Annotated in this window: 8 protein-coding genes and 1 pseudogene; 4 read left to right on the top strand and 5 right to left on the bottom strand. The window is 62.9% G+C overall.

Going from position 1 to position 15,181, the window contains the following annotated elements; all coding sequences use genetic code 11:
- Positions 1-32: 32 nt before the first annotated feature.
- Both P0D80_RS01520 and typA read right to left on the bottom strand, forming a co-directional pair.
- On the bottom strand, positions 33-2,894 hold the full coding sequence (locus P0D80_RS01520) for a 2-oxoglutarate dehydrogenase E1 component (RefSeq protein ID WP_408280476.1): 2,862 nt from the start codon (positions 2,892-2,894) through the stop codon (positions 33-35).
- Positions 2,895-3,269: 375 nt separating this feature from the next.
- Positions 3,270-5,096, bottom strand: coding sequence for a translational GTPase TypA (gene typA, locus P0D80_RS01515; protein ID WP_408175761.1), 1,827 nt, complete (start codon positions 5,094-5,096; stop codon positions 3,270-3,272).
- 318 nt (positions 5,097-5,414) lie between these two features.
- Between typA and P0D80_RS01510 the strand changes: the two genes are divergently transcribed.
- From P0D80_RS01510 to P0D80_RS01495, 4 genes and pseudogenes are all read left to right on the top strand, one after another.
- Entirely contained in the window at positions 5,415-5,930 is a 516-nt protein-coding gene (locus P0D80_RS01510) for a MarR family winged helix-turn-helix transcriptional regulator (RefSeq protein WP_408175763.1), read from the top strand.
- Positions 5,931-5,979: 49 nt separating this feature from the next.
- The gene (locus tag P0D80_RS01505) at positions 5,980-7,488 is read left to right on the top strand and encodes an efflux transporter outer membrane subunit (RefSeq protein ID WP_132374948.1); all 1,509 of its coding nucleotides are present in this window, start codon (positions 5,980-5,982) and stop codon (positions 7,486-7,488) included.
- 81 nt (positions 7,489-7,569) lie between these two features.
- Positions 7,570-8,853, top strand: a complete 1,284-nt coding sequence (locus tag P0D80_RS01500) for an EmrA/EmrK family multidrug efflux transporter periplasmic adaptor subunit (RefSeq protein ID WP_408280471.1) — start codon at positions 7,570-7,572, stop codon at positions 8,851-8,853.
- A gap of 1 nt (position 8,854) precedes the next feature.
- Positions 8,855-10,447, top strand: a pseudogene (locus P0D80_RS01495) (DHA2 family efflux MFS transporter permease subunit); the annotation flags it as partial.
- Positions 10,448-10,561: 114 nt separating this feature from the next.
- Here the strand turns inward: P0D80_RS01495 and truB are convergent.
- From truB to infB, 3 genes are all read right to left on the bottom strand, one after another.
- Positions 10,562-11,497, bottom strand: a complete 936-nt coding sequence (gene truB, locus P0D80_RS01490; protein WP_408280469.1) for a tRNA pseudouridine(55) synthase TruB — start codon at positions 11,495-11,497, stop codon at positions 10,562-10,564.
- Between the two features lie 94 nt (positions 11,498-11,591).
- Entirely contained in the window at positions 11,592-11,957 is a 366-nt protein-coding gene (gene rbfA / locus P0D80_RS01485; RefSeq protein WP_408280466.1) for a 30S ribosome-binding factor RbfA, read from the bottom strand.
- A 214-nt stretch (positions 11,958-12,171) separates the two neighbouring features.
- Positions 12,172-15,138, bottom strand: coding sequence for a translation initiation factor IF-2 (infB, locus tag P0D80_RS01480; RefSeq protein ID WP_408280464.1), 2,967 nt, complete (start codon positions 15,136-15,138; stop codon positions 12,172-12,174).
- Between the last annotated feature and the right edge of the window lie 43 nt (positions 15,139-15,181).

Below are 15,181 nucleotides of genomic sequence, written 5' to 3'. Positions count from 1 at the left end.
CGCCCTGCGCTTTCCCGGTTCAGCTCTTGTGATTATTTAGCGATCGACGCGCTCTTGAGGCGGCCGAAAGCGCCTTCGACCAGCGCCTTCTGCTGCTCGTAGTGCTTCGCGTAGTAGCCGACTGCCGGCGAAGCCGAAGCCGGACGCCCGCTGTATGCCAACTTCTGACCGTCCTTCATGCCTTCCTTCAGGTGGTGCTCGATGTAGAACCACGGGCCTTGATTCTGCGGCTCGTCCTGCACCCAGACCACTTCGGTCGCGTTGTCGTACTTCTTCATTTCCGCTTCGAACTGCTTATGCGCGAACGGATAGAGCTGTTCGATACGGATGATCGCGACGTCGTTCGACTTCGATTCACGGCGATGCGCGAGCAGGTCGTAGTAGACGCGACCCGAGCAGGCGATCACGCGCTTGACCTTCTTCGCCTCGATGGCTTCGTCGATTTCGCCGAGGATCGGCTGGAACGCACCCTTGGCCAGTTCCGACAGATCCGACACGGCTTCCTTGTGGCGCAGCAGCGACTTGGGCGTCGCGACGATCAGCGGCTTGCGGAACAGGCGGATCATCTGACGGCGCAACAAGTGGAAAATCTGCGCCGGCGTGGTCGGTTGAACGACCTGCATGTTATGGTCTGCGCACAGTTGCAGGAAACGTTCGATACGCGTGGACGAGTGTTCCGGACCCTGGCCTTCGTAGCCGTGCGGCAGCAGCATCGTCAGGCCCGATACGCGGCCCCACTTCACTTCGCCCGACGAGATGAACTGGTCGATCACGACTTGCGCGCCGTTCACGAAGTCGCCGAACTGCGCTTCCCATGCGACGAACGTATTCGGCTCAGCCGTCGAGTAACCGTATTCGAAGCCGAGCACCGCTTCTTCCGACAACACCGAGTCGATCACCGTGAACTTCGCCTGACCTTCGGCGATGTTCTGCAGCGGCACGTACGTGCCGTCGTTCCAGCGTTCGCGGTTCTGATCGTGCAGCACCGCGTGACGGTGCGTGAACGTGCCGCGGCCCGAGTCCTGACCCGTCAGGCGCACTGCGTAGCCCGATGCGACCAGCGACGCGAATGCGAGGTGCTCGCCCATGCCCCAGTCGAGCTTGGCTTCGCCACGGCCCATTGCGCGACGGTCGTTGATGACGCGCTCGACCAGCGGGTGAACCTTGAAGTTTTCCGGGACCGTGGTGATGCGTTCCGCGAGGCGCTTCAGTTCCGCGAGCGGCACGGCCGTGTCGGCTGCGTCGGTCCACTTGCGGTTCAGGAACGGCACCCAATCCACCGCGTACTTGCTCTTGTAGTTCGAGAGCACCGGGTCGACCGTGTGATGGCCTTCGTCCATCGCCTTGCGGTAAGCCTTGACGAATTCGTCGCCTTCTTCCGCGGTGATCACACCTTGCTGCACCAGCTTTTCAGCGTACAGTGCGCGCGTGCCCGGGTGCTTGGCGATCGTCTTGTACATCAGCGGCTGCGTGACGGCCGGCGTGTCCTGCTCGTTGTGGCCCAGCTTGCGGAAGCAGACGATGTCGACGACGACGTCCTTGTGGAACTGCATCCGGAAGTCGATTGCCAACTGCGTAGCCAGCACGACCGCTTCAGGATCGTCACCGTTCACGTGCAGCACCGGCGCTTCGATCATCTTGACGACGTCCGAGCAGTACAACGTGGAGCGCGAGTCGCGCGGGTCCGACGTCGTGAAGCCGATCTGGTTGTTGATGACGATGTGCAGCGTGCCGTGCGTGCCGTAACCGCGCGTTTGCGCGAGGTTCAGCGTTTCCATCACGACGCCCTGGCCCGCGAAGGCCGCGTCGCCGTGGATTTGCACCGGCAGCACTTGCAGGCCGCTGTCGTCGCCGCGACGGTCCATACGGGCCTTCGCCGAACCTTCGACCACCGGGTTGACGATTTCGAGGTGCGACGGGTTGAACGCGAGCGACAGGTGAACCGGGCCGCCTTCGGTCGAGACGTCCGACGAGAAACCCTTGTGGTACTTCACGTCGCCGGCCGGCAGGTCGTCGTGGTGCTTGCCTTCGAATTCGGCGAACAGGTCAGCCGGCATCTTGCCGAGCGTATTGACCAGCACGTTCAGACGGCCACGGTGAGCCATGCCGATGACGATTTCCTGGACGCCATTGGCACCGCCGTGACGCACGACTTCGTCCATCGACGCGATGAAGCTTTCGCCGCCTTCGAGCGAGAAGCGTTTCTGGCCGACGTACTTGGTGTGCAGGAAGCGCTCGAGGCCTTCCGCGGCCGTCAGGCGATTCAGGATGTGCTTTTTCTTTTCGTTCGAGAAGTTCGGCGTCGAACGGATCGATTCGAGCTTCTCTTTCCACCAGCGCTTCTGTTCCGGATCGCTGATGTACATGTACTCGGCGCCGATCGTGCCGCAGTACGTGTCGCGCAACGCCTTGACGATCTCACGCAGCGACGCGCGCTCGAATCCGAAATACAGATTCGTTGCGCTGAACTCCTGGTCCATGTCGGCTTCGGTGAAGTCGTAGAACGCGGGTTCGAGTTCGGGGATCGCGGGACGTTCGCGGCGCTTCAGGGGATCGAGATTGGCCCATTGCGAGCCGAGGAAGCGATATGCGCCGATGAGGGACTGCACATAGACTTGCTTGCGAGCGGTAGCGAGATCTTCGCCACCAACTGCCGTGCGCGGGATGAAGGCATTAGCCTTGGCCCGTTGAGCAAACGATTCGACGATCGGGCCATGGGCCACGTCGTTGGCATTGCTGCCATCCGATGCAGGGACGTTCTGCAACGCGTCGAAATAGCTGCGCCAGTTCTCGGGCACTGACGCCGGATTATCGAGATACGCTTCGTACATTTCTTCTACGTACGGAGCATTGCCGCCGAACAGATAAGAGTTCGACTGGAATTGCTTCATCATTTTTACGCTCACCTTTCTTCGAGTTTCTCGAGAAATAGCGGGTTACAGAACCTTCCGCGACACGGCCTGACCGTTTAGCGGATTGCGCGAATCAAGTCTTGCTTGGAAGGACCTAAAACTTTGCACCCGGGGAGCATATCACAGAACGGATAGTGCAGATAGCAGACGGATTGCCGCTCAAGCCCGTCGCGACGGGCTTTCGGGCCACTTTCACGGTCCGCAACAATCTTCTGCAGGAAACAGGGACAAACGAGCGGCGAAGCACGTTCAACGGCGCATAAAGTCGCTGAAGTCCAGAAACGGCAAAAGCCACCCGGAGGTGGCTTTTGCTTGACTGCTATGGCGCCGCACCAGCCGGAGCCGATGCCCGCGCGCTTAGTCCACCGCGCCCTTGCGGCTCGCGCTGCGACGCTCGTGTTCCTTCAGGTAACGCTTGCGCAGACGGATCGATTGCGGCGTGACTTCGACCAGTTCGTCGTCGTCGATGAATTCGACTGCGTATTCCAGCGACATCTGGATCGGCGGCACGAGGCGCACCGCTTCGTCCGTACCCGACGAACGCACGTTGGTCAGTTGCTTGCCCTTGATCGGGTTCACGACCAGGTCGTTGTCACGGCTGTGAATGCCGATGATCATGCCTTCGTACAGCGGCTCGCCCGGCGACACGAACATGCGGCCGCGATCCTGCAGCTTCCACAGTGCGTATGCGACTGCCGCGCCGTCGTCCTGCGAGATCAGCACGCCGTTGCGACGCTCGCCGACCGCGCCTTCGCGGACCGGTTGATACGAGTCGAACGTGTGGCTCATCAGGCCCGTGCCGCGCGTGAGCGTCAGGAATTCCGACTGGAAGCCGATCAAGCCACGCGCCGAGATACGGTACTCGAGACGCGTACGGCCGCGACCGTCCGACGCCATGTCGAGCATTTCGCCCTTGCGGCGGCCCAGCTCTTCCATCACGCCGCCCTGGTGGCTGTCTTCCATGTCGACGGTCAGGTTTTCGTACGGCTCGTGCTTCACGCCGTCGACTTCCGTCATCACCACGCGCGGACGCGACACGGCCAGCTCATAGCCTTCGCGACGCATGTTTTCCACGAGAATGGTCAGGTGCAGTTCACCGCGGCCCGCCACTTCGAACGTGGTTTCGTCGCCGGTTTCCTTCACGCGCAGCGCGACGTTGTGATTCAGTTCCTTCATCAGGCGGTCACGGATCTGACGGCTCGTGACGAACTTGCCTTCGCGGCCGGCCAGCGGCGACGAATTGACGAGGAAGTTCATGGTCAGCGTCGGCTCGTCGACGGTGATCATGGGCAGCGCTTCCGGCTGTTCCGGTGCGCAGATGGTCACGCCGATGCCGATTTCTTCGATGCCGTTGATCAGCACGATGTCGCCGGCTTCAGCCGAGTCGACCTGCACGCGCTCCAGGCCCTTGAACGACAGCACCTGATTGATCTTGCGGTTCAGAATCGCGCCATCGGGACCCGAACGCACGGCCACCGACATGCCCGGCTTGATCGTGCCGCGCGTGATGCGGCCCACGCCGATACGGCCAACATACGACGAGTAGTCCAGCGACGTGATCTGCAATTGCAGCGGAGCCGACGGATCCGCCGGGCGAACCGGCACGTGTTCCAGCACGGCTTCGAACAGCGGACGCATGTCGCCTTCGCGCACATCCTGCGTCAGGCCGGCGTAGCCATTCAGACCCGATGCGTACACGATCGGGAAGTCGAGCTGTTCGTCGGTTGCGCCCAGCTTGTCGAACAGGTCGAACGTCTGGTTGATCACCCAGTCGATCCGCGCGCCCGGCCGGTCCACCTTGTTGATCACGACGATCGGCTTCAGACCGAGCGCCAGTGCCTTCTTGGTAACGAAGCGCGTTTGCGGCATCGGGCCTTCGACCGCGTCGACCAGCAGCAGCACCGAGTCGACCATCGACAGCACGCGCTCCACTTCGCCGCCGAAGTCGGCGTGGCCCGGCGTGTCGACGATGTTGATGTGCGTACCTTCGTACTCGACCGCGCAGTTCTTCGAAAGAATCGTGATGCCACGTTCTTTTTCGATGTCGTTCGAGTCCATCACGCGCTCGGCGATCTGCTGATTGTCACGGAACGTGGCGGTCTGGCGGAGGAGCTGGTCGACGAGCGTGGTCTTGCCGTGGTCGACGTGAGCAATGATGGCGATGTTGCGTAGGGCGCGAGTCATAGGAACCTGGAGACAGTTGAGTGCGCCACCAGCAGCATTGTGTACGAAGCCAACAAAGCCCAAAGCGCACTTTTGGGAACCCAATATTGTAGCACGCGCAAATGAAGCTTTCTGGTATTCCCTGATAGACCCGCTGTCGTCCACGCAGCGGACCGTCAGAAACGAAACGTAAGCACGTGGGCGAAACCCTACGCAAAATCACGCGGATTATGACTTGAGCGGGGAAAGTTCCTTGCCTAAGCTGTAATAACACTTGCCGCGTCAATCAACCGGCCTCTATAATCCTGCCTAGTCAACCATTGCATTCGCACGAGAATCATGACGGAGCCGTCCTCTACCCCTACGCCGGACCTCAGCGAATATCAGCTAGGCGAAAGCGTCGGCTATCTGATCTCGCGAGTGAAATCGACCCTGTCGAACCTGGTCACCCAGCGCAGCATGGCCGAACTGGGCATTACCAGCCAGCAAGGCAGCATCCTGTTCATGGTGGCCAGCGGCAAGTGCCTGCTGGCGGCCGAACTGGCCCGTGAATACGGCATCGACGCGAGCGCCGTCACGCGTCTGATCGACCGGTTGGAAAAACGCGGCCTGCTGACACGGGTGCGCAGCAACGAGGATCGCCGGGTCGTGCGCCTCGCGCTGACGCCGGAAGGCCATGCCATCGCCGCCAAAATGCCGGCTATTTTCACCGGCGTGCTGGACAGTCTGCTGGGCGGCTTCACCCCGGAAGAAGTGGGTTTTCTGAAGAGCATGCTGCGTCGCGTGCTCATCAATTCCGGCGAACAAACGGGACTAACCCGTGATGCAGCAAGCAATTTTGACAGCAAATCGTAAGAAATTGCTTGCAGTGTCCATCATTACATTCCACTCAAAGAGTCGAGCGATGAAATCCCTTTCCCTGTCCGCGCCCGCACTTTCGAGTCGGGCCGCTGTCGCCGCCGCGGTGACGGCGCTCGCCCTCACGGGGTGCGCGAACTACTTCGGTATGAAAAGCGACAAGCAGATGTCGTCGCCCGCTCAGTACGAGTCCGCCCAGAGCCTCGCCGGCCAGGGCGGCCAGTGGCCCTCGCTCGACTGGGCCAATCAGTTCGGCGACCCGCAACTGCCCAAGCTGATCGCCGAAGCGCTGGAAGGCAGCCCGTCGATCGCGCAGGCGCAGGCGCGTCTCGCCAAGGCCTCGTCGTATATCGAGAGTTCGCGCTCGGCGCTGTACCCGAAGGTCAACGGCAGCTATTCGTGGACCCGCGAAATATTCTCGGAAAACTCGATCTACCCGCCGCCCTTCGGCGGCACCTGGTACAACGAGAACAACGTGCTTGCGAGCGCGTCCTGGGATCTGGACCTATGGGGCAAGAATCGTCAGCGTCTGGGCCAGGCCGTATCGCAGGAAAAGGCCGCTGAGGCCGACATGCAACAGGCACGCGTGACGCTCGCGGCCTCCGTGGCCAGCACGTATAACCAGCTCGCGCAGCTGTACGCGTTCCGCGACATCGCCGCGCGCGAAATCGCCAATCGCCAGGATATCGGCCGCATTACCAACGGCCGCGTGACCGCCGGCCTCGACACCAATGTCGAGCGGCAAACCGCGAACGGCAACATCGCGACCAGCCAGTCCAATTTGACCGACCTCGACGGCCAGATCACCGTCGTGCGCTACCAGCTGGGCGCGCTGCTCGGCAAGGGTCCGGATCGCGGCCTGCAAATCGCCCAGCCCGCGCTGAACAAGGGCGACATCGTGGCGCTGCCGAACAACCTGCCGGCGGACCTCGTCGCGCGCCGCGCGGATATCGTCGCCGCGCGCTGGCAAGTCGAAGCCGCGATGCACGACGTGAAGGAGGCGAAGGCCGAATTCTTCCCGGACGTGAATCTCGCGGCCGGCTTCGGTTTCGACGCGTTCGGCTGGGGCCGCTTCCTCACCGCGGGCAGCCGCCAGATCCAGTTCGGCCCGGCCATCCACCTGCCGATCTTCGACGCCGGCGCGCTGCGCTCGCAACTGAAGGGTCGCTACGCCGACTTCGATCTGGACGTGGCGAACTACAACCAGACGCTGATCAGCGCTCTCTCGGACGTCGCGACGCAGGTGTCGTCGATCCGTTCGATCGACCAGCAACAAGGCGACGCACAACGCGCGCTCGACGCATCGACCAAAGCGTATCAGCTGGCTGTGATCCGCTACAAGGCCGGCTTGTCGCCGCAGTTGCAGGTGCTGACCGCCGACCAGAACCGCCTCGCCGCCGAACAGACGGTGACCAGCCTGAAGATGCGCCGCCGCGACATGCAGATCGGCCTCATCAAGGCGCTCGGCGGCGGTTTCGACGCGACGCAAACCGGCCTCGTGGTGCCGACCGATGCTCCGGCATCGGCCACCGCCGCGACCGCCGCTGCGAACTGAGCGCTCAAGCCACAGGCAGATCGAACACACGCACGAACATCCGAATAAACGACGACGTCTGAAAGAACCCGGAGCACATCAATGAGCACCACCCAACAGCCCGCGGCTACTACACAGCCGACTCAGTCGGCCCCACAGCCGACGCAACCGGCACAACCACCGGCACAACCACCGACGAACAACAGCAGACGCAAGCGCATGATGACGCTGCTCGTCATCGTGATCCTGATCGCCGCGATCGCTTACGGCCTTTACTACTTCCTCGTCGCGCGCTTCCATGAAGACACCGACGACGCGTATGTGAACGGCAACGTCGTGCAGATCACGCCGCAAGTCACCGGCACGGTCGTCGCCGTGAACGCGGACGACACGCAAACGGTGAAGGCCGGCGACCCGCTCGTCGTGCTCGATCCGGCCGACGCCCGTGTCGCGCTCGAACAGGCCGAGGCGAATCTCGCGCAGACGGTGCGCCAGGTGCGCGGCCTGTTCGCCGACGACAACCAATACCAGGCGCAAGTGGCCCAGCGCCAGTCCGATCTGTCGCGCGCCCAGGACGACCTGAAGCGCCGTATGACGGTCGCGCAAACCGGCGCCGTGTCGCAGGAAGAAATCTCGCACGCCCGCGACGCCGTGAAGAGCGCGCAAGCCGCCGTCGACGCCGCCCAGCAGCAACTGGCGTCGAACCGCGCGTTGACCGCCAACACCACGATCGCGAACCACCCGAACGTGCAGGCCGCAGCCGCGAAGGTCCGCGACGCGTACCTGAACAACGCGCGTAACAACCTGCCCGCGCCGGTCACCGGCTACGTCGCGAAGCGCTCGGTGCAGGTCGGCCAGCGCGTCTCGCCGGGCACCCCGCTGATGGCGATCGTGCCGCTCGGCGGCGTGTGGGTCGACGCGAACTTCAAGGAAGTGCAGCTCAAGCACATGCGCATCGGCCAGCCGGTCGAACTGACGGCCGACGTGTACGGCTCGTCGGTGGTGTACCACGGCAAGGTGGTGGGCTTCTCGGCGGGCACGGGTTCGGCGTTCTCGCTGCTGCCCGCGCAGAATGCGACCGGCAACTGGATCAAGGTGGTGCAGCGTCTGCCGGTGCGGATCGCGCTCGATCCGAAGGAACTCGAACAGCATCCGCTGCGTATCGGCCTGTCCATGCAAGCCGACGTCAGCATCAAGGACGACAACGGCGGCCAGCTCGGCCAGGCGCCGAACACGGTCTATCAGACCAATGTGTTCGAGAAGTACGGCGACCAGGCTGACGCGGAAATCGCTCGCATCATTTCGGATAACGCAGGTCCGAACGGCGGCTCGCAAAAGCCGGCCCAGGCCGGCGGTGCGAAGCCGGTCGCAGCGAAGCTGATGTAAGCCTCGCGACGATTCAGACAAGGCTTCTTTAATGGCTCAGGCTCAGGCGCAAGTCCCTCATCCGCCGCTCGAGGGCGCGCAACTGGTGATCGGCACCATCGCGGTGTCGCTCGCCGTTTTCATGAACGTGCTCGACACGTCGATCGCCAACGTGTCGATTCCATCGATTTCGGGCGACCTCGGCGTGTCGTCCGACCAGGGCACGTGGGTGATCACCTCGTTCGCGGTCGCCAACGCGATCTCCGTGCCGCTCACCGGCTGGCTGACCGAGCGCATCGGCCAGGTACGCCTTTTCATGGCGTCGATCATTCTGTTCGTGATCTCGTCGTGGATGTGCGGCCTCGCGCCGACGCTGCCGTTCCTGCTCGCTTCGCGCGTGTTGCAAGGCGCGGTGGCCGGCCCGATGATTCCGCTGTCGCAAACGCTGCTGCTCGCGAGCTATCCCCGCGCCAAGGCGCCCATGGCGCTATCCATGTGGGCGATGACCACGCTGATCGCGCCGGTGGCCGGCCCGATTCTCGGCGGCTGGATCTCGGACAACATCTCGTGGCCGTGGATTTTCTACGTCAACATTCCGGTCGGCGCGATTGCCGCCGTGGCGACATGGATGATCTTCCGCAATCGCGATTCCGTCATCAGAAAAGCACCGATCGACGGCGTCGGTCTCGGTTTGCTGATCGTCTGGGTCGGCTCGCTGCAAGTCATGCTCGACAAGGGCAAGGATCTCGACTGGTTTTCGTCGACGACCGTCGTCGTGCTGGCGCTCGTCGCGGTGATCGCGCTCGCGTTCTTTATCGTGTGGGAATTGACGGCCGAGCATCCGGTGGTCGATTTGTCGCTGTTCAGCCGGCGTAATTTCACGGGCGGTACGGTCGCGCTGTCGATCGGTTACGGACTCTACTTCGGCAATCTGGTGTTGCTGCCGCTGTGGCTGCAAACCGATATCGGCTACACCGCGACCGAAGCCGGCCTCGTGATGGCGCCGGTCGGCCTGTTCGCCGTGCTGTTGTCGCCGATCACGGGCAAGGTTTTGCCGCGCACCGATCCGCGCTATATCGCGACCCTGTCGTTTCTCGTCTTCGCACTGTGCTTCTGGATGCGCTCGCGTTATACGACCGGCGTCGATACCTACTCGCTGCTGGTGCCCACCTTGATTCAAGGGATCGGCATGGCGGGGTTCTTCATCCCGCTGGTGTCGATCACCTTGTCGGGGCTGCCGGGCAACCGGATTCCGGCGGCGTCGGGCCTGTCGAATTTCGTGCGGATCATGTGCGGCGGCATCGGCACGTCGATCTTCCAGACCGCGTGGGATCACCGCACGATCATGCATCACGCGCAACTGGCCGAACAGGCTAATGCGTACAACCCGGTATTCGACCAGTCGATCCGGCAGATGGGCGCGGCGGGCTTCACTCAACCGCAGGCGTATGGTCTGTTCAACACGATGGCGACGCAGCAGGCCGCGCAACTCGGTGTGAATGATCTGTTCTTCGTGTCCGCCGGCATCTTTATCGCGCTGATCGCGCTGATCTGGATCACCAAGCCGGAACGCGCGGGCGGTGATGCCGGTGCGGCGGCGGCTGCGGCGCACTGAGTCTTCGGCGCTGCTCCGATCCGGCAGACGATATGAAACAGGCGGGACCGCTTGGTAGCGGTCCCGCCTTTTTCTTTGCAGCGCCTTTGTCGCGCTCCGCCGTCTGTGCGACTTTCAGCTCGCCGTCGTGACGACCAGCCGTTCCGGCGCCAGCACGCCCTCACCTTGCTTCGCGACGCCAAGCAGACGCCCTTCCGGTGCGTACACCCTGACGCGCGGCGCATTCACGGCGTCATCTGTGATCGTCAACTCGGACAGCTTCAATCGCTGACCATGAAGAAAGCGGCGCGTCGCGTCTTCGTTCAACTGCACGAGCGGGAACGTCGACAGCAATGCGTCCACCGGCTGCAGCCACGCATCGCGTTCGCCTTCAGTCGCGTCGGACAACGCGTCGAGCGTCACCGAATTGTCGAGCGTCAGCGCGCCGACGCCGGTGCGCCGCAGCGCCACCAGATGCGCGCCGCAACCCAACGCTTCGCCGATATCCTCGGCCAGCGTGCGCACATACGTGCCCTTGCTGCACATCACGCGAAACGTCACGTCCGGCAACGCGCAGGCGAGCATCTCGAGCTTGAGGATCGTCACTTCACGCCCTTCCCGCTCCACCGTCTGACCGGCGCGCGCGTATTCGTACAGCGGCTTGCCGTCGCGCTTGAGCGCCGAATACATCGGCGGAACCTGCGTGATCTCGCCGAGGAATGCCGGCAGAACCGCCTGGACCGCCGCCTCGTCGCACGTCACTTCGCGCGTGTCGATCGCTTCGCCTTCGGCGTCGCCAGTGGTCGTGCGAATGCCGAGGCGCATGGTGGCCTCGTACGTCTTGTCGGCTTCGAGCAGGTCTTGCGAAAACTTGGTGGCTTCGCCGAAACAGAGCGGCAACAAGCCGGTTGCCAGTGGATCGAGCGTGCCGGTGTGGCCCGCCTTTTTCGCCAGATAGAGACGCTTCGCGCGAATCAGCGCGTCGTTGCTCGACAGGCCGAGCGGCTTGTCGAGCAACAGCACGCCGTCGAGCGCGCGACGCGGCACGCGGGGGCGTTGAGGTGCGGTCATGTCAGAAAGACGAAAGTCTTCGATGGATACGGAAAACAGCACTGAGCGCAGGGCGACTCAGGCATGGCAGCGAGCGCCGCGGCGAACAGCGCGCTCAGTCTTCTTTCGCGCGATTGGCGTTCGCTTCGTCGATCAGACGCGACATCTCGACGGCGCGCTCGATCGTCTTGTCGTAATGGAAATGCAGCGTCGGCACGGTGTGAATGTGCAGGCGCTTGAAAAGCTGATTGTGCAGATGGCCGGCCGCGTGCGTGAGCGCTTCGAGCGTCTGCTGCGGATCGCCGGTGAGCGTCGTGAAATAGACCTTGGCGTGTGCATAGTCCGGCGTCAGCTCGACGCTTTGAACCGTGACGATGCCGATGCGCGGATCCTTGACCTCGCGCAGCAGCTCGGACAAATCACGCTGGATCTGATCGGCGATCTGCACATTGCGATTGGGAGAAGAACGTTTTTTAGGCATGGTGTTATGTGATCCGTTCTAACGGATGCAGAAAAGTGGTTCGCGCCGCCGCGCTGCGGGCTTTTTTGTCGAGGCGGCATTCAGGCGGCCCAGAACAGGAGAAACTCGACCGCGGACGCGGTGCGCGACGGACACGGACAAACGCGTGGCCCCAAAAACAACGGGCGGAGCGGGCGTTAAAGCCCGCTCCGCCCCTTGAGCCGTGTCGCGTGAATTACAGCGAACGCGCGACTTCGGTGACCTCGAAGACTTCGAACTGATCGCCTTCGACGATGTCGTTGAAGTTCTTGATCGACATACCGCACTCGAAGCCCTGACGGACTTCCTTGACGTCGTCCTTGAAGCGCTTGAGCGAATCGAGCTCGCCCGTGAAGATGACGACGTTGTTGCGCAGCACGCGCACCGACGACGAGCGCTTGACGAAACCGTCCGTGACCATACAGCCGGCCACCGCGCCGATCTTCGGTACCTTGAAGACCTGACGCACTTCGACCGTACCCGTCACGACTTCGCGCTTCTCCGGTGCCAGCATGCCCGACATCGCAGCCTTCACGTCATCCACTGCGTCATAGATGATGTTGTAGTAGCGAATATCGACGCCGTTGGTTTCCGCCAGCTTGCGCGCCTGGGCATCCGCACGGGTGTTGAAGCCGATGATGACCGCCTTCGAAGCCGTAGCCAGGTTGACGTCCGACTCGCTGATGCCACCCACGGCGCCGTGCACGATCTGCACGCGGACTTCGTCGGTAGACAGCTTGAGCAGCGACTGCACCAACGCTTCCTGCGAACCTTGCACGTCGGCCTTGACGATGAGCGGCATGTACGCCACTTCGCCTTCGCCCATCTGTTCCAGCATGTTCTCGAGCTTCGCGGCCTGTTGCTTGGCCAGCTTGACGTCGCGGAACTTGCCTTGACGGAACAATGCGACTTCACGCGCCTTGCGGTCGTCCGGCATGACGATGACTTCTTCGCCCGCTTGCGGCACTTCCGAGAGACCTTGAATCTCAACCGGGATCGACGGGCCTGCCGACTTGGTCGGCTTGCCGGTTTCGTCGAGCATGGCTCGCACGCGACCGTAGGCGCTACCTGCCAGCACCACGTCGCCGCGGTTCAGCGTACCCGACTGGACCAGGATCGTTGCGACCGGACCCTTACCCTTATCGAGCTTCGCTTCAATGACGAGACCCTTGGCCGGCGCTTCGACCGGTGCTTTCAGTTCCAGCACTTCGGCTTGCAGCAACACGTTTTCCAGCAAGTCGTCGATGCCAGCGCCGGTTTTGGCCGACACCGACACGAACGGCGAATCGCCACCGTATTCTTCCGGCACGACACCTTCCGCGACGAGTTCCTGCTTCACGCGCTCCGGATTCGCATCCGGCTTGTCGATCTTGTTGATCGCAACGACGAGCGGCACGCCGCCGGCCTTCGCGTGGGCGATCGCTTCCTTCGTTTGCGGCATCACGCCGTCGTCGGCTGCGACCACCAGAATCACGATGTCGGTCGCCTTCGCACCGCGGGCACGCATGGCCGTAAAGGCTTCGTGACCCGGCGTGTCGAGGAACGTGATGACGCCACGCGGCGTTTCGACGTGGTAAGCGCCGATGTGCTGCGTAATCCCGCCCGCTTCGCCCGCTGCGACCTTGGCGCGGCGGATGTAGTCGAGCAGCGACGTCTTGCCGTGGTCGACGTGACCCATGACCGTGACGACCGGCGGACGCGGCAGTGCTTCCGCATCGGACACTTCGCCTTCGACCAGCATCGCTTCCGGATCGTCCAGCTTGGCCGCCACCGCGTGGTGGCCCAGTTCCTCGACGATGATCATCGCCGTTTCCTGGTCCAGCATCTGGTTGATCGTGACCATCTGGCCGAGCTTCATCATCGACTTGATGACTTCCGACGCCTTCACCGCCATCTTGTGCGCCAGATCGGCGACCGTGATGGTTTCCGGCACGTGCACTTCACGCACGATTGGTTCGGTCGGCGCCTGGAACGTGGTGTTCTGATCCTGATGCTTGCCGCGACCCTTCGGGCCACCGCGCCAGCCGCGATCGACACCGCCGCTCGTGTCGCCGCGCGTCTTGATGCCGCGGCGCTTCGCTGCGTCGTCTTGCCAGCCGCCCTTGCCGCCGCCCGGCTTCTTCTTGTCGCCGGCGGAAGGCGTGGTCGTGGCAGCCGGAGCCGCAGCAGCCGGCTTCTTGGCTGCCGGACGCGCCGGTGCTTCACCCGCCGGACGCGCCGGCTTGTGCAGCGTGCCCTTGGCTTCCACGGCCTTGGCCGGCTCAGCCGGCTTCGGTGCCGGTTCCGGCGCCTTGACCTGTGCCTTGCGCGGCGTGTTCATCATTTCGCGAATCGCGCGCGCTTCGGCTTCAGCCGCCGCACGACGCTTGGCGATTTCTTCCTGCTCAGCACGCGCTTTCTCGGCAGCCTGACGCGCTGCGTCTTCTGCCTTCTTCGCGGCTTCGCGTTGCGCGGCGCGTTCTGCGGCGGCGCGCTCGTCGTCCTGCTCGCTTTGCTTGGCGACCGCCGGCTCCGCTGCCTTGGCAGCCACCGGTTCAGCCTTCGCGACCGCCGGCTGCGCGGCTTGCGCCGGCTTGGCGGTCTGCGCCTGCTCGCGAGCTGCCGCCTCGGCCGCAGCCGCTGCACGCTTCTTCGCCGCTTCTTCTTCCGCGCGGCGACGCTCGGCTTCAGCAGCCTGCTCGCGCGCCTGACGTTCAGCTTCTTCGCGCTCGAGTTGTTCCTGACGCGCCTTCAACTCCTGAGCCTGCTTTTCGAGCAGCTCGGCTTCGTGACGAGCTTCCTCTTCACGACGCTGGAGTTCGAGATCGTCGACGTCGGCCTCGGCCACATGATTCGATGCATCCCCGTTTTCAGCGGAGGTTTCGTCGCGGCGGACGAAAGTGCGCTTCTTACGCACCTCGACCTGAATGGTGCGAGCTTTGCCCGTCGCATCGGATTGCTTGATTTCCGACGTATGCCGTTTCGTCAGCGTGATCTTGCGCTTGTCAGCATCAGTCGAGCCGTGAGACTTGCGCAAGTGGTCGAGCAGACGCGCCTTGTCCGTTTCGGACAAGCGATCGTCTTCGCTCGCTTTTGTGACGCCCGCCGCCTGCAGCTGCTCAAGCAGCACGCCTGCAGGCATTTTCAGTTCCGCGGCAAATTGGGCTACGTTGTTACTCGCCATTCATTCCTCTTAATGCAAGGACCGATTCCTTGCGGTTAGCATC

Source organism: Paraburkholderia sp. RL17-373-BIF-A (genome assembly GCF_046030175.1).
In the GTDB taxonomy this organism is placed as follows: domain Bacteria; phylum Pseudomonadota; class Gammaproteobacteria; order Burkholderiales; family Burkholderiaceae; genus Paraburkholderia.
This window is presented reverse-complemented; position numbering and strand designations above follow the sequence as displayed.